The sequence below is a fragment of the Streptomyces sp. NPDC031121 genome, assembly GCF_055570615.1.
The window spans coordinates 162678-178479 of record NZ_JBVIGV010000008.1; the positions used below are offsets into that span (position 1 = coordinate 162678).

General features: G+C 76.7%; 12 protein-coding genes. 10 read left to right on the plus strand and 2 right to left on the minus strand.

What is annotated here, in order from left to right; all coding sequences use genetic code 11:
- Positions 1-28 precede the first annotated feature (28 nt).
- Positions 29-1060, plus strand: a complete 1032-nt coding sequence (locus ACZ462_RS16780) for an EamA family transporter (RefSeq protein WP_467803486.1) — start codon at positions 29-31, stop codon at positions 1058-1060.
- Positions 1061-1097: 37 nt separating this feature from the next.
- Here ACZ462_RS16780 and ACZ462_RS16785 read toward each other — a convergent pair whose 3' ends face one another.
- On the minus strand, positions 1098-2711 hold the full coding sequence (locus ACZ462_RS16785) for an alpha/beta fold hydrolase (protein WP_467803484.1): 1614 nt from the start codon (positions 2709-2711) through the stop codon (positions 1098-1100).
- A gap of 354 nt (positions 2712-3065) precedes the next feature.
- Between ACZ462_RS16785 and ACZ462_RS16790 the strand changes: the two genes are divergently transcribed.
- The 7 genes from ACZ462_RS16790 to ACZ462_RS16820 all read left to right on the plus strand — a co-directional run bounded on the left by ACZ462_RS16790 (position 3066) and on the right by ACZ462_RS16820 (position 12039).
- Positions 3066-3866 (plus strand): TIGR03084 family metal-binding protein, encoded by an 801-nt coding sequence (locus tag ACZ462_RS16790; RefSeq protein ID WP_467803482.1) that lies wholly within the window; start codon positions 3066-3068, stop codon positions 3864-3866.
- Positions 3867-3958: 92 nt separating this feature from the next.
- On the plus strand, positions 3959-5692 hold the full coding sequence (locus ACZ462_RS16795) for an acyclic terpene utilization AtuA family protein (RefSeq protein ID WP_467803619.1): 1734 nt from the start codon (positions 3959-3961) through the stop codon (positions 5690-5692).
- Positions 5689-7287 (plus strand): acyl-CoA carboxylase subunit beta, encoded by a 1599-nt coding sequence (locus tag ACZ462_RS16800; RefSeq protein ID WP_467803481.1) that lies wholly within the window; start codon positions 5689-5691, stop codon positions 7285-7287. The genes ACZ462_RS16795 and ACZ462_RS16800 overlap by 4 nt, the downstream gene beginning before the upstream one ends.
- Positions 7288-7298: 11 nt before the next feature.
- Entirely contained in the window at positions 7299-9359 is a 2061-nt protein-coding gene (locus tag ACZ462_RS16805; protein WP_467803479.1) for an acetyl/propionyl/methylcrotonyl-CoA carboxylase subunit alpha, read from the plus strand.
- On the plus strand, positions 9356-10558 hold the full coding sequence (locus ACZ462_RS16810; RefSeq protein ID WP_467803478.1) for an acyl-CoA dehydrogenase family protein: 1203 nt from the start codon (positions 9356-9358) through the stop codon (positions 10556-10558). The genes ACZ462_RS16805 and ACZ462_RS16810 overlap by 4 nt, the downstream gene beginning before the upstream one ends.
- Before the next feature lie 84 nt (positions 10559-10642).
- Positions 10643-11383: an enoyl-CoA hydratase family protein gene (locus ACZ462_RS16815; RefSeq protein WP_467803477.1), complete on the plus strand. Its 741-nt coding sequence runs from the start codon at positions 10643-10645 to the stop codon at positions 11381-11383.
- Positions 11371-12039 carry a TetR/AcrR family transcriptional regulator gene (locus tag ACZ462_RS16820; protein ID WP_467803476.1) on the plus strand — a complete coding sequence of 223 codons (669 nt, stop codon included), beginning with the start codon at positions 11371-11373 and terminating at the stop codon, positions 12037-12039. Before ACZ462_RS16815 ends, ACZ462_RS16820 begins: the two co-directional genes overlap by 13 nt.
- A gap of 41 nt (positions 12040-12080) precedes the next feature.
- On the opposite strand, the gene ACZ462_RS16825 is transcribed toward ACZ462_RS16820, so the two are convergent.
- Positions 12081-13187 carry a citrate synthase 2 gene (locus tag ACZ462_RS16825; RefSeq protein WP_467803474.1) on the minus strand — a complete coding sequence of 369 codons (1107 nt, stop codon included), beginning with the start codon at positions 13185-13187 and terminating at the stop codon, positions 12081-12083.
- A gap of 199 nt (positions 13188-13386) precedes the next feature.
- Here ACZ462_RS16825 and pdxH point away from each other — a divergent pair, with 199 nt between their 5' ends.
- Entirely contained in the window at positions 13387-14049 is a 663-nt protein-coding gene (gene pdxH, locus ACZ462_RS16830) for a pyridoxamine 5'-phosphate oxidase (protein ID WP_467803472.1), read from the plus strand.
- Positions 14050-14438: 389 nt separating this feature from the next.
- The gene (locus tag ACZ462_RS16835) at positions 14439-15752 is read left to right on the plus strand and encodes a PAS domain-containing protein (RefSeq protein WP_467803471.1); all 1314 of its coding nucleotides are present in this window, start codon (positions 14439-14441) and stop codon (positions 15750-15752) included.
- Positions 15753-15802: the final 50 nt, after the last annotated feature.

Consider the following 15802-nt stretch of genomic DNA (forward strand, 5'->3'; position numbering starts at 1 on the left):
GGTCCTTACGGGGGCCTAGGCTGGAGGGATGCCCGTACCACCCGCCGGCCCGCCGGCAGCCAGCTCAGTGCCCCACTCTGCCCCGGCCGGCCCGGCCGTCCGCGGGACCGGCCCCGGCGCCGCCCCCGGCGGTCCCGCCGCGCCCGCCGGCCCGGAACCGGAAGACGCCGCGGCCTCCGGCCCCGCCCGGACCGCCGGCCGCGGCGCCCGCCTCGGACCGGTCGCCCTGGTCGTCGCCGCGGGCGTCTCCGTGCAGTTCGGCGCCGCCCTCGCCGTCGTGATCATGCCGCGGGCGGGCGCGTCGGGCGTCGTCGCGCTGCGCCTCGCGGCCGCCGCGCTGGTGCTGCTGCTCCTGTGCCGCCCGAAGGTCCGCGGGTACACGCGCGCCGACTGGGGCACCGTCGTCGCCTTCGGCGTGGCGATGGCCGGCATGAACGGGCTCTTCTACCAGGCCATCGACCGGATCCCGCTCGGCCCGGCCGTCACCCTGGAGGTGCTGGGCCCGCTCGTGCTGTCCGTCGTCGCCTCCCGCCGCCTGGTCAACCTGCTGTGGGCCGCCCTGGCCCTGGCGGGCGTCGCCCTGCTCGCCGGACACAGCGGGGGCGGCTTCGGCGGCCTCGACCCGCTCGGCGCGGCCTTCGCGGTCGGCGCGGGCGTGATGTGGGCGGCGTACATCGTCTTCAGCGCCCGCACCGGCCGCCGCTTCCCCCAGGCGGACGGGCTGGCCCTCGCCATGGCCGTCGCCGCGCTGCTCGTCCTCCCGCTGGGCGTGGCCGAGGCGGGCTCCGCGCTGCTGGAGCCGGGCACGCTGGCGCTGGGCGCGGGCGTCGCCGTGCTGTCGTCGGTGCTGCCGTACACCCTCGAACTGCTCGCGCTGCGCCGGCTCCCGGCCCCGACCTTCGCGGTCCTGATGAGCCTGGAGCCGGCGATCGCGGCAACCGCCGGCTTCCTCGTCCTCGGACAGGCGCTCGGCGCGCTCGACGCCCTCGCCATCGCGCTGGTCATCGCGGCGAGCATGGGCGCGGTCCGCTCCCGCGCGGGCGCGGACCGGCCCGCCTGACCGCCGCGGCCCGGCCGCGCCGTCAGCCCCCGCGCCGTCAGCCCAGCGGCAGCTCCAGGCAGGAGGGCGTCGCCTCCGGCGAGGTGAACGCCAGCGTGGCGCGCGGCGGGTTGACGTCCCCGTAGAACGGGTCGCGGGCGGCCGCAACCAGCATCAGCCGGTTCCCGCGCGGCACGTCGTACGCGGTCGCCTGGAGCTCGACCTCCGCGGCGACCAGGCCGCCGGGGGCCGAGTCCAGGTCGGCGTACGGGGCGTGTGTGACGAGGCGGCCCGTCCCGTCGGGCGCCACGTCCAGCAGGTACACGACGAACCCGGAGCGGGGGTTCGCCGTCCTGTACGTGACCCGCAGCCGGGGCGTGCCGCGCAGCCGGGCCGTCTCCGGTTCCGGGTCCGCCACCCACACCGCGGTGACGGCGCGGTCGATGTCCCCCGTCGGATAGGCCCGCGGCAGGCCCGCCAGCTCCCCGCGCCCGGACCGGGCGACCGCGTCGGCGACGACCGCCGGCGTGTCGACCCCGCACACGACGCCCGCGCTCCAGCCCGCCTCGGGCGCGTCCGCCAGCTCCCCGCCGTCCGCCAGGTAGAGGCGGCGGACGTGGTCGGTGACGGACGGCCAGGTGGGGCGGGGCTCCAGGGTCCGGGACCACATGACCTCGGCGAGGACCTCGCCCTCCTCGCCGATGCCGTTCTCCGCGCCCCTGAGGTGGTGGTCGAACCAGCGGTGCGCGGTGGTCCAGATCCGATTGGGCAGGCCCGCCAGCCCCGCCGTCTCGGGGCCGGCGTGGTCGCCGACGGACAGGTCGATCCGCTTGGGCCCGGCCAGCTCGTCGAACAGCCGGAGGGTCTGGTTCGCGGGGAACAGCGTCTCGTGCCAGGCGTGCGAGAAGTAGACGGCCACCCGCCGCCGGGCGAGCTCCTTGGCGTGGACGGACGGCGAGCGCTCGGCGGCCCAGCGCAGCACGGCCCCGATGTCCCGGCCCGCGGCGACGTCCTCGAACACGCTCTGCGCGCGCGGGCTCAGCCGGGCCCGGCCGGCGGCCCGCAGCAGCGCCTCGACGGCGGCGGTGTGCCGGGTCCGGTTCTCGACGAGGACCTCGCCGAGGTCGCCCCAGCCGCTGAGCGCGGCCACCGCGTCGACCCGGCTGTCGTGGGCGGCCGTGAGCAGGGCGATCCCGGCCCCGTAGCCCTCGCCGAGGAACCCGATGCGGCTGACAGGCCCGGCGGTGCGCTCCACGAGGTGGTCCAGGGCGCGGCTGGCGTCGGCGGTGTCGAGCGGCCCGGCCACGTCCGCCTCGCCCTCGGAGGCGCCGAACCCGCGGGCGCTGTACGCGAGGACGTTGTAGCCGCGGGCCGCGAACACGCTCGCCTGGACGGCGTACGCGAGCCAGCCCAGGTCGCTCCACGGCGAGGGCATGACGATCACGGGCCGCGGGCCGCCGCCCGGGTGCCGCCACAGGGCGCCGTCCAGGAGGTCTCCCTCGGCCCCGGCCACCTTGACGCGGCCGAAGGCGGCCGCGGCGCGGCAGTCGGCGGCCTGGGCGGCGCGGGCGGGCGGCAGGCCGTCGGTGTCGCCGCTCTCCAGGGCGGCGGCGAACGCGGCGAGGGCGGTCGCGTCGAGGTCGGGGTGGAGCGGGAAGTCGGCTGGGGTCACGGCTTGTTCATCCTCTGCGTCGGTGACGTGGACGTGCGTCGGGTGACGTGGACGGCGGTGCGGTGCGGTGCCGGGGCCCGGCCGGGCCGGGATCGGGGGGGGCCGAAGCGTTCAGTATCGGTATCGCTACCGGACGTGTTCGCGCCTTCGCGGCGGACGGCCGGATCCGGGCCCCCGGCGTGCACCCCGCACGCCTGCCGGATCGCGGCCCTGACCACAAGTCCTGTGTCCGGGAGGGCGGTTGCGGCCGCTTGCGGGGACGCGATGCCCCCCGGCCAAAGCATGCAAGCACGCTTGATTGTTTCCGGAGGTGCTGCCACTCTTCCCCTCACGCCGAGCCAGGGGAGCCCCGTCGTGCCACTCGATCCGCCCGCCGCCGTCCTCGCCGATCTGCGCGAGGAGGGCCTGGAAGTCGAAGCCCTCGTCACCGGCCTTCCGGACGCCGCCTGGGCGAAACCCACGCCGGCCGCCCGCTGGACCGTCGCCCACCAGATCGCCCACCTGCACTGGACCGACCGGGCCGCCCTGGTCTCCCTCACGGACGCCCCCGGCTTCGCCCGCCTCGTCGAGGCCGCCCTGCGCTCCCCGGCGGCCTTCGTGGACGAGGGCGCCGAGGAGGGCGCCGCGCTGGCGCCGGCGGACCTGCTGGCCCGCTGGCGCGCCACCCGCGCGGAACTCGACACGGCCCTCGCGGCGGCCCCGGCCGGCGCCCGGTTCCCCTGGTACGGGCCGCCGATGAAGGCCGCGTCGATGGCGAGCGCCCGGCTGATGGAGACCTGGGCGCACGGCCTGGACATCGCGGACGCCCTCGGCGTGCGCCGCACCCCGACCGGGCGGCTGCGGCACGTCGCCCGGATCGGCGTACGGACCCGCGACTACGCCTTCTCGGTACGGGAAATCCCGCCGCCCGCCGAGGAGTTCCGCGTCGAACTGGTCCCGCCGGACGGCGGGCCGCCGTGGACGTACGGGCCGCCGGACGCCGCCCAGCGCGTGACCGGGCCCGCCCTGGACTTCTGCCTGCTGGTCACCCGGCGCGCCCACCGCGCCGACCTGGCCCTGGCGGCCGAGGGCGCGGACGCCGACCGCTGGCTCGACGTGGCGCAGGCGTTCGCCGGCCCGGCCGGTCCGGGCCGCGCACCCCGGAACGCCCGGTGACGGGCGCCGGACCGGGCGGCCCGCCCGGGCGGCCGCTGCGCATCGGGAACGCCTCCGGCTTCTACGGCGACCGCTTCGACGCCGTGCGGGAGATGCTGGCCGGCGGCCCGCTGGACGTCCTGACCGGGGACTACCTGGCCGAGCTGACCATGCTGATCCTCGGCCGGGACCGCCTGAAGGACCCGGCCGCCGGGTATGCGAAAACCTTCCTGCGGCAGCTGGAGGACACCCTGGGCCTGGCCCGCGAGCGGGGCGTGCGGATCGTCGCGAACGCCGGCGGCCTCAACCCGGCCGGGCTCGCCGAAGCGGTCCGCGGCCTCGCCGCCAAGGCGGGCGTCCCGGTCTCCGTCGCGCACGTCGAGGGCGACGACCTGATGCCCTGGGGCGAGGGCGCGCTGACCGCCAACGCCTACCTCGGCGGCGCCGGCATCACGGCCTGTCTGCGCGCGGGCGCCGACATCGTCGTCACCGGCCGGGTCACGGACGCGGCGCTCGTCAGCGGCCCCGCCGCCTGGTGGTTCGACTGGGCGGCCGACGACTGCGACCGGCTCGCCGGAGCCGTCGTCGCCGGCCACGTCCTGGAGTGCGGCACGCAGGCCACCGGCGGGAACTACCCGTTCTTCACCGCGCACGACGTGCGGCGCCCCGGCTTCCCCCTCGCCGAGATCGCGGAGGACGGCTCCTGCGTCATCACCAAGCACCCGGGGACGGGCGGCGCGGTCACGGTCGGCACGGTCACCGCCCAACTCCTGTACGAGACGCAGGGCGCCCGCTACCGGGGCCCGGACGTGACCGCCCGGCTGGACACCGTCCGCCTCGCGGACGCCGGACCCGACCGGGTCGCCGTCACCGGCACGGCCGGGGAGCCGCCGCCGGACACCCTGAAGGTCGGGGTGACCCGGATCGGCGGCTGGCGCAACGAGGTCGTCTTCGTCCTGACGGGCCTCGACATCGAGGCCAAGGCCGCCCTCGTCCGGGAGCAACTGGCCGGCGTACTGGCCCCCGTGGCCTCCGTACGGTGGACGCTCGCCCGCACCGACCACGAGGACGCCGGCACGCAGGAGGCGGCGAGCGCCCTGCTGCGGCTGGCGGTCCGCGACCCGTCCGCCGAGCGGGTGGGGAGGGCCCTGACCGCGGCCGCCGTCGAACTGGCCCTCGGCAGCTACCCCGGCTTCCACGTGACGGCCCCGCCCGGGCCCGCCCAGCCGTACGGGGTGTTCGAGGCCGGCGCCGTGCCCGCGGACGCCGTCCCCGCGGTCGCGGTCCTCGCGGACGGCACCCGCATCCCGGTCCCGGCGGGCGGCCCGCCGCGACGTCCCGCCGTATCGGAGCAGCCCGCGCCACCGGAGCCGACCGCCCCACCCGAACCGCCACAGCCACCCGCCCCGCCGGAATCATCCGCCCCACCGGAATCACCCGCCCGACGGCAACCACCCGCCCCACCCTGCGCACCCGCCCCGCCGGCCCCCGTCCGCCGCGCCCCGCTGGGCCTGGTCGCCGGGGCCCGCAGCGGCGACAAGGGCGGCGACGCCAACATCGGCGTCTGGGCCGAGGACCCCGCCGCCTGGCCGTGGCTGCACGCCACCCTCACCGAGGACCGGCTCCGCGACCTCCTCCCCGAGGTCCGCGGCCTGACCGTCACCCGGCACGTCCTGCCGAACCTCCGCGCCCTGAACTTCACCGTCGAGGGCGTCCTCGGCGCCGGCGCCGCCTCCGCCCACCGCTTCGACCCGCAGGCCAAGGCGCTCGGCGAATGGCTGCGCTCCCGCCTCCTCGACATCCCCGCCCACCTGCTGCCCGCCCCGGAGGGGACGACCGGACCATGACCCGCCTCAGCACCGCCGTGGACCCCCGCGCCCCCGAGTACGCGGCCGCCCGCGGCGCCGCCCTCGAACGCCTCGCCGCCCTCGACGCCGAGCACGCCAAGGCCCTGGCCGGCGGCGGCGAGAAGTACACGGCCCGCCACCGCGACCGCGGCAAGCTCCCCGCCCGGGAGCGGATCGAGCTGCTCCTCGATCCGGACACCCCGTTCCTGGAGCTGTCCCCGCTCGCCGCCTGGGGCAGCGACTACCCGGTCGGCGCGTCCCTCGTCACCGGCATCGGCACGGTCGAGGGCACCGAATGCGTCATCACCGCCAACGACCCCACCGTCCGCGGCGGCGCCTCCAACCCGTGGACGCTGAAGAAGGCCCTGCGGGCCAACGAGATCGCCCTCCGGAACCGGCTCCCGCTCATCAGCCTCGTCGAGTCCGGCGGCGCCGACCTGCCCTCCCAGAAGGAGATCTTCATCCCGGGCGGGGCGCTCTTCCGCGACCTCACCCGCCTGTCGGCCGCGGGCGTCCCGACCGTCGCCGTCGTCTTCGGCAACTCCACCGCCGGAGGCGCGTACGTCCCCGGCATGTCCGACCACACCGTCATGATCAAGGACCGGTCGAAGGTGTTCCTGGGCGGTCCGCCGCTCGTGAGGATGGCCACCGGCGAGGAGAGCGACGACGAGTCCCTCGGCGGCGCCGACATGCACGCCCGCACCTCCGGCCTCGCCGACCACCACGCCGTCGACGAGCACGACGCGATCCGCCGCGCCCGCCGCATCGTCGCCCGCCTGGAGCACCGCTGCGCCCACCCGGCGCCGCCGGCCGCCGAGGAGCCGCTGTACGACCCGGAGGAGCTGCTCGGCATCGTCCCCGAGGACCTGCGCACCCCGTTCGACCCGCGCGAGGTCATCGCCCGCATCGTCGACGGCTCCGACTTCGACGAGTTCAAACCGCTGTACGGCAGCAGCCTGGTCACCGGCTGGGCGCGCCTGCACGGCTGGCCGGTCGGCGTCCTCGCCAACGCCCGCGGCGTGCTGTTCAGCGCCGAGTCGCAGAAGGCCGCCCAGTTCATCCAGCTCGCCAACCAGCGGGACATCCCGCTGCTGTTCCTCCACAACACCACCGGCTACATGGTGGGCAGGGAGTACGAGCAGGGCGGCATCATCAAACACGGCGCGATGATGATCAACGCCGTCTCCAACTCCCGCGTCCCCCACCTGTCCGTCCTCGTCGGCGCCAGCTATGGTGCCGGGCACTACGGCATGTGCGGCCGCGCCTACGAGCCGCGCTTCCTGTTCGCCTGGCCCAGCGCCAAGTCCGCGGTCATGGGCCCGCAGCAGCTCGCCGGGGTGCTGTCCATCGTGGCCCGGCAGTCCGCCGCCGCGAAGGGGAAGCCGTACGACGAGGAGGCCGACGCCGGGATGCGGGCCTTCGTCGAGGCGCAGATCGAGGCGGAGTCCCTGCCGGTGTTCCTGTCCGGGCGGCTGTACGACGACGGGGTCATCGACCCGCGCGACACCCGCACCGTCCTCGGCCTGTGCCTCTCGGCCGTCCACAACGCCCCCGTCGAGGGCGCCCGCGGCGGCTTCGGCGTCTTCCGGATGTGAGTGACCGACCCATGACCACGACCACGGCCACGCCTCTGCCGATCACCTCCGTCCTCGTCGCGAACCGCGGCGAGATCGCCGTCCGCGTCTTCCGCACGGCCCGCGCCATGGGCCTCGCGACCGTCGCCGTCCACTCCGACCCCGACGCCGGCGCCCTGCACGTCCGCGAGGCCGACGCGGCCGTACGCCTGCCGGGGGCCGCACCGGCCGACACCTACCTGCGCGGCGACCTCGTCATCGCGGCGGCGCGGGCCGCCGGCGCGGACGCCGTCCACCCCGGCTACGGCTTCCTCTCAGAGAACGCCGGCTTCGCCCGCGACGTCCTGGCCGCCGGACTGGCCTGGATCGGCCCGCCGCCCGACGCGATCGAGGCCATGGCCTCGAAGACCCGCGCCAAGGAGCTGATGCGGGCCGCCGGGGTGCCGCTCCTCGACCCCGTCGACCCGGCGGCCGCCACCGCCGCCGACCTGCCGCTGCTGCTGAAGGCGGCCGCGGGCGGCGGCGGGCGCGGCATGCGCGTCGTCCGCGACCTCGACGCGCTGAAGCCCGCACTCGACGCGGCGGCCGCCGAGGCCCGGTCCGCGTTCGGCGACGGCGAGGTCTTCGCCGAGCCCTACGTGGAGCGCGGCCGGCACGTCGAGGTGCAGGTCCTCGCCGACGGGCACGGCACCGTGTGGGCGCTCGGCACCCGCGACTGCTCCGTCCAGCGCCGCCACCAGAAGGTCGTCGAGGAGGCCCCGGCCCCCGGCCTGCCCGACGCCCTGCGCCGCACCCTGCACGAGGCCGCCACCGCCGCCGCCCGGGCCGTCGGCTACCGGGGGGCGGGCACGGTCGAGTTCCTGCTCGCCGCCGACGGGCGCCCGTACTTCCTGGAGATGAACACCCGGCTCCAGGTCGAGCATCCCGTCACCGAGGCCGTCCACGGCGTCGACCTCGTCGCCCTCCAGATCCGGGTCGCCGAGGGCGCCGCCCTCCCGCCGGAGCCGCCCGAGCCCGCCGGGCACGCGGTCGAGGCCCGCCTGTACGCCGAGGACCCCGCGCAGGACTGGCGCCCGCAGGCCGGCACCCTGGCCGCGTTCGACATCCCGGCGGCGGACGCACCCCCGCCCGTCCCCGGCACCGCGGCCGGGCCGGGCGGGACCGCCGCCGTCCGCGTCGACGCCGGGTACGCCGCCGGCGACCGGGTCGGCGTCCACTACGACCCGATGCTCGCCAAGGTCATCGCCCACGCCCCGACCCGCGCCGAAGCCGTCCGCGCCCTCGCCCGGGCCCTGGCGACCGCCCGGATCCACGGCGTCGCCACCAACCGCGGCCTCCTCGTGCGCACCCTGCGGCACCCGGAGTTCACCGCCGCCGCCCCCGACACCGGCTTCTACGACCGCCACCTCGGCGCGCTCACCGCACCCGCCCCCGGCGCCGCCCGGGCCGCGGCCCTCGCCGCCGCGGCCGCCGCGCTCGCCGCCGCCGCACCCGCCGGAGGCGCCCCGCTCGCCGCCCGCCTGGGCGGCTGGCGCAACGTCCGCTCCGGCCCGCAGGTCCGCCGCTACCGCTGCGGGGGCGCCGAGCACGAGGTCCGCTACCTGCCCGCGCGGGGCGGCCCGCCGCAGCTCCCGGACCTGCCGGGCGTCCGCGTCCTGGCCGCCGCACGGGACCGCGTCGTCCTCGAAGCGGACGGCGTCCGGCGCGTCTTCCACGTCAGTCACCGGGCGGACCAGGGCGCCGACGGGCCCGGCGAGGTGTGGGTCGACACCGCCCCCGTCCCCGGCAGCGACGCCCCCGCCTCCCACACCCTCACCCCCGTCCCGCGGTTCACCGAGCCGCAGGACGCGACCCCGCCCGGCTCCCTGCTCGCCCCCATGCCCGGCACCGTCGTCCGCGTCGCCGAGGGCCTCGCCCCAGGCGCCACCGTCACCGCCGGGCAGCCCCTGCTCTGGCTGGAGGCCATGAAGATGGAGCACCGCGTCACCTCGCCCGCCTCCGGCATGCTCACCGCGCTCCACGCCCGCCCCGGCCACCAGGTCGAGGTCGGCGCCCTGCTCGCCGTGGTCCAGGAGGAGGAACCCCGCCCATGAGCCCCGCCCCCGCGCCCGCCGCGGAAACCGAAGAGCACCGCGCACTGCGCGCCGCCGTCGCCGCCCTCGGGCAGCGCTACGGCCGCGACTACCACGCCCGCATCACCGAAGAGGGCGGCCGGCCCGCCGACCTGTGGGCCGACGCCGCCAAGCTCGGCTACCTCGGCGTCAACCTGCCGGAGGAGTACGGCGGCGGGGGCGGCGGCATCGCCGAGCTGTCCATCGTCCTGGAGGAACTCGGCGCCGCCGGCTGCCCGCTGCTGATGATGGTCGTCTCCCCGGCCATCTGCGGCACCGTCATCTCCCGCTTCGGCACCCCCGCCCAGAAGCGGGCCTGGCTGCCCGGACTCGCCGACGGCAGCCGCATGATGGCCTTCGGCATCACCGAGCCCGACGCCGGCTCCAACTCCCACCGCATCACCACCACCGCCCGCCGCGACGGCCCCGACTGGGTGCTGACCGGCCGCAAGGTGTTCGTCTCCGGCGTGGACATCGCCGACGCCACCCTGATCGTCGGCCGCACCGAGGACGCCCGCACCGGGCGGCTCAAACCCTGCCTGTTCATCGTCGACCGCGACGCCCCCGGCTTCTCCCGCTCGCCCATCGACATGGAACTGCGGGCCGCGGAGAAGCAGTTCGAACTCGTCCTCGACGAGGTGCGGCTGCCGGCCGGCGCGCTCGTCGGCGCCGACGACACCGGCGCGGACCAGGCGGAAGCCCCCGACACGGGCCTCCTCCAGCTCTTCGCCGGCCTCAACCCCGAGCGCATCATGACCGCCGCGTTCGCCGTCGGCATCGGCCGCCACGCCCTGGCCCGGGCCGTCGAGTACGCCCGCACCCGCCAGGTGTGGGCCGAGCCGATCGGCGCCCACCAGGCCATCGCCCACCCCCTCGCCGCCGCCCACATCGAACTCGAACTCGCCCGCCTGATGATGCAGAAGGCCGCCCGCCTCTACGACGCCGGCGACGACGCGGCCGCCGGGGAGGCCGCGAACATGGCGAAGTACGCTGCTGCCGAGGCCTGCGTGAAGGCGGTGGACCAGGCGGTCCACACCCTGGGCGGCAACGGCCTCACCCGCGAGTACGGCCTGGCCTCCCTGGTCACCGCCTCCCGGGTGGCCCGCATCGCCCCCGTCAGCCGCGAGATGATCCTCAACTTCGTCTCGCACCAGACCCTCGGCCTGCCGAAGTCGTACTAGCGCCGACCCCGGGCGGGCGGCGGACCCGCGGCCCGCGGCCGCCGCCCGCCCGGCCGGAACCGGACCCGCACGGAAAGGAGCGGCATGCAGGACGCCCCCGTCACCGCCGCGCACGCGCACGGCATCACCACCCTCGCCCTGGACTCCCCGGCCAACCGCAACGCCCTCTCGGCGCCGCTCGTGGCCGGGCTGCGCGCCGCCCTCGCCGAGGCCGCCGCCGACCCGGCCGTCCGCGCCGTCGTCCTCACCCACACCGGCGGCACGTTCTGCGCCGGAGCCGACCTGAGGAACCCCTGCGACCCGGCCGACTTCCTCGCCCTGCTCCGCGAGATCGCCGAACTGCCCCGGCCCGTCGCCGCCCGCGTCACCGGGCACGTCCGCGCGGGCGGCCTCGGCCTGCTCGGCGTCTGCGACGTCGCCGCGGCCGGGCCGCGGTCCACGTACGCCTTCACCGAGACCCGCCTCGGCATCGTCCCCGCCGTGATCTCGGCGCCCCTGCTGCCCCGCCTGGAACCCCGCGCCGCGGCCCGCTACCTGCTGACCGGCGAGGCCTTCGACGCCGCCGAGGCGGCCCGCATCGGCCTGCTCAGCCTGCACGGCGAGGACGTCGACGAGGCCCTCGCCCCCGTACTGGACGGCTTCCGCAAGGCCGGTCCGGAGGCCCTCGCCGCGACCAAGCGGCTCGTCACCGCCCCCGTACGGGCGGCCCTCGCCGCCGACGGCGAGGCCCTCGCCGAGCTGTCCGCCCGCCACTTCGGCTCCGCCGAGGCCCGCGAAGGCGTCACCGCCCGCATGGAGCGCCGCGACCCGGCGTGGGCCCTGTGACCGGCAACCCGGCCGCCCCAGCGGCACCGGCGGCGGAGGGCGCGGCCGGCGACCGGACCGGGAACGCGCCCAAGCAGGCCCGCAGCCGCGTCACCCGCCGCCACCTCCTCGATGCGGCCATCACCTGCCTCGCCGAACACGGCTGGGCCGGATCCACCGTCGCCGTCGTCGCCGAGCGGGCCGGTGTCTCCCGCGGCGCCGCCCAGCACCACTTCCGCACCCGCGAGGACCTGTTCACCGCGGCCGTCGAGTTCATGGCGGAGGAGCGCTCAGCCGCCCTGCTGCGGGAGCGGCGGCGCGCCGAGGCCGCGGGCGGCGGCCCTGCCGGCCGCGCCGCGGTCGTGGAGGCGCTGGTCGACCTGTACACCGGGCCGATGTTCCGGGCCGCCCTCCAGCTGTGGGTCGCCGCCTCCCACGAGGAGCAGCTGCGGCCCCGCGTCGCCGGGCTGGAGGCGCGCCTGGGCCGGGAGACGCACCGGATGGCCGTCCAGCTGCTCGGCGCGGACGAGTCGGTGCCGGGCGTGCGGGAGACCGTCCAGGGCTTCCTCGACATGGCGCGCGGGCTGGGCCTGGCGAACGTCCTCACCGACGACGCGGCCCGCCGCGCCCGGGTGGTCGCCCAGTGGACCCGCATCCTGGACGCCGCCCTGGGCTGACGGACGGGCGGCACCGCCCGCCGACCCATGCGCGGCCGCGGTCAGGCGGTTCTGGCGATGTCCGCGTAGCCCTCGATCTCCTGCGGGTTGCGCTTGCCCGGGCCGGTGTAGCGGGCGGAAGGGCGGACCAGGCGGCCGGTGCGCTTCTGCTCCAGGATGTGCGCGGACCAGCCCGCGGTGCGGGCGCAGGTGAACATGGAGGTGAACATGTGCGCCGGGACCTCCGCGAAGTCCAGCATGATCGCCGCCCAGAACTCCACGTTCGTGGCGAGCACCCGGTCGGGGCGGCGCGCGTGCAGCTCCTCCAGGGCGGCCTTCTCCAGCGCGGCGGCCACCTCGTAGCGCGGGGCGTCCAGCTCCTTCGCGGTGCGCCGCAGGACGCGGGCGCGCGGGTCCTCGGCCCGGTAGACGCGGTGGCCGAAGCCCATCAGCCGCTCGCCCTTGTCGAGGGCCTTCTTCACGTAGGCGACGGCGTCGCCGGTGCGCTCGATCTCCTCGATCATCCCGAGCACGCGGGACGGCGCCCCGCCGTGCAGCGGCCCCGACATGGCGCCGACGGCGCCCGACAGGGCGGCCGCGACGTCCGCGCCGGTGGAGGCGATGACGCGGGCGGTGAAGGTGGAGGCGTTCATGCCGTGCTCGGCGGCGGAGGTCCAGTAGGCGTCGACGGCCTTGACGTGCCGCGGGTCCGGCTCGCCCCGCCAGCGGATCATGAACCGCTCCACGACGGACTCGGCCTTGTCGATCTCCCGCTGCGGGACCATCGGCAGGCCCTGCCCGCGCGCGGACTGCGCGACGTACGACAGGGCCATGACGGCGGCGCGGGCCAGGTCGTCGCGGGCGGTCCGCTCGTCGATGTCGAGGAGCGGTTTCAGGCCCCAGACGGGGGCGAGCATCGCCAGCGCGGACTGCACGTCGACGCGGATGTCGCCGGAGTGGACGGGGATCGGGAAGGGCTCGGCGGGCGGCAGGCCCGGGTTGAACGCCCCGTCGACCAGCAGGCCCCACACGTTCCCGAAGGAGACGTGGCCCACCAGGTCCTCGATGTCGACACCCCGGTAGCGGAGCGCTCCGCCTTCCTTGTCGGGTTCGGCGATCTCCGTTTCGAACGCGACGACTCCCTCGAGCCCGGGTACGAAGTCGGACATCAGGCGGCTCCTCAGATAGTGCGGACACACGCGGTTGCCGGCGTGCCTCGCGGTCCGGCGCGGTCATCCCCGTTGATGCCCGGTACGGCCGGCGGCCACCCGCGGGGGGCCTGGCGACCGGCCCCAAGATTTTGGCGGCTCGGGATCCCGGGCGGAAGCGTGACATACGGCACACTCGCAGGAGCACTCCTGCGGCAGGATGGCACGCGTGACCGACATGGACCTTGATCCCTCCACCATGCGCAAGCAGTACCGCTCCGAGATCGTCCTGGAGGACGGCCTCGACGAGGACCCCATGCGGCAGTTCGCCCTGTGGTTCCGGCAGGCCGTCGACTCCCACCTTTTCGAGCCGAACGCGATGGTCGTCTCCACGGCGGACGCCGCGGGCCGGCCCAGCGCGCGGACGGTGCTGCTGAAGCAGTTCGACGCGCGGGGCTTCGTCTTCTACACGAACTACGGCTCCCGCAAGGGCCGCGAGATCGACGCCAACCCGCAGGTCTCGCTGCTCTTCCCCTGGCACCCGATCGCCCGGCAGGTCATCGTCACCGGCACGGCCACCCGGGTGGGCCGCGACGAGACGGCCGCCTACTTCCGCTCCCGGCCGCACGGCTCGCAGCTCGGCGCCTGGGCGAGCGAGCAGTCCCGGGTGATCTCCTCGCGGGCCGAGCTGGACCGGCGGTACGCGGAGCTCGCGGCGCGCTACCCGGAGGGGGAGCAGGTCCCCGTGCCGACGGAGTGGGGCGGGATCCGCGTCGCGGCCGACGAGGTGGAGTTCTGGCAGGGCCACGAGAACCGGCTGCACGACCGGCTGCACTACGTCCGCGACGGGGCGGGCTGGCGCATCGAGCGCCTGTGCCCGTAAGGAGTCGGCGGCCGCGGGGCCGCGGGCCTGCGGAAACGCAGACGACCCGCGGGCTCCGTCCTCTCCTGCAGTGAGAGGAGCCGGCCGGACGTGCCGGCGAGCCCGCGGGTCGGGTGACTGCTGTGGTTTGGCGCCGGGCGTCCTCCGCCGGGCACCGCACTGGGTGCGTTGCGACGACGGGCCCTAGCCCGCAGTCACCTCACGCGTCCGGTAGTCGTACATTTCCGGAACCACCTCCCTTCTCGTGTACCGCAGACATTAGGACGCTCCCGCCGGGGTCTCAACCCATTTTTTTCGGGACGATTCGGGGAATGCGGTGTGGGCTGCGTCACGTTCCAGTTCAATGATCTGACGTGCCGCACACGCGAGAACACCTGCGGGGGTGCCAGGTGAGTGCTTCCGGACAACCGACCCACGACCTGCTCGCCGCGCTGCTGGACGGGATGGACGCCGCCCTGTGCGCGTTCGACTCCGACGGCGTGGTCACCCACTGGAACCGCGAGGCCGAGCGGATCCTGGGCTGGACCGCGGCCGAGGCGGTGGGCCGCAAGGGCTTCTCCGGCTGGGCGGCCCGCCCCGCCGACGCCCAGGACGTCGAGGACCGGCTCATGGCCGCCCAGGACGTGCCCGGCCGGCAGGTCCACGAGTTCGCGCTGCTCACCAAGGACGGCGGGCGGGTCCTGGTGCGGACGCAGTCCGCGGGCGTCCCGGGCGCGGACGGCAGGCCCGCCGGCGTCTACTGCGCCTTCACCGAGGTGCACGCCCAGATCGACCTGGAGCGGTCGATCGCGCTGAGCGACGCGCTGATGGACGACGCCTCCTGGGCCGTCGTCCTCGTCGACGTGGACCTGCGGCCCGCCGTGGTCAACGCGCGCGCCGCCCGCGCCTTCGGGTCCGGGCGTACCGACCTGCTCGGCCGGCCGCTCGGCGACCTGCTGGCGCAGGGCGCCGACGAGCTGGAGGCGGCCCTCCAGCACGTGCTGGCCGAGGGCGCCCCGCCGGGCCCCGCGGAGGTGTGGGTGTCGGTGCGCACCCCGGAGGGCGAGCGGCGCCGCTGCTGGCGGTGCGGCTTCGTACGGCTGGGCTCCCCGCTGGCGGAGGAGCCCGTACCGCTGGGCGTGGGCTGGCTGTTCCAGGACGTCACCGAGGACCGGCAGGACGCGCTGGACACCTCCAGGCTGCGGTTCCGCACCGCACAGCTGCACCGGGCGGGGCGGGCGGCCGCGGAGTGCGAGGACCCGGCGGAGGCGGCCGGGGTGCGCCTGGACTTCGCCCTGGCCGGGTTCGCGGACCACGCCCTGCTGGACGCCCTGGAGCCGTCGGCCGGGGCGGGGAGTGCGCCGCGGCTGGTCCGGACGGCCGCCGCCCCGCCGGCGCCGGCCGGGCGGGGGGCGCGGCCGGTGCCGTACGAGCCGGGGCACCCGGTGCTCCAGGCGCTGGACCGGATCGGCTCGGTGCGGGCGAGCGTCCCGCGCGGGGAGTCCGCCGAGGGCTGGGCGCGGGCGCGGCTGTGGCCCGAGGGCGCGGCGCACGCCCTGTGCACGGTGCTGCGCAGCCGGGGGCGGACGCTGGGGGCGCTGACGTTCCTGCGGTCGGCGTCGCGGTCCGCGTTCGACCGGGCGGACGCGGCGTACGCGGAGGAGGTGGCGGGCCGGGTGGCGGCCGACCTGGACCTGGCGCGCGCCGCGCCGGAGCGGCCGTAGGGTGCGGGCCGGTCCGCGGCCGGCGCGGGGCGGCCCGCCGTCAGGCCCGC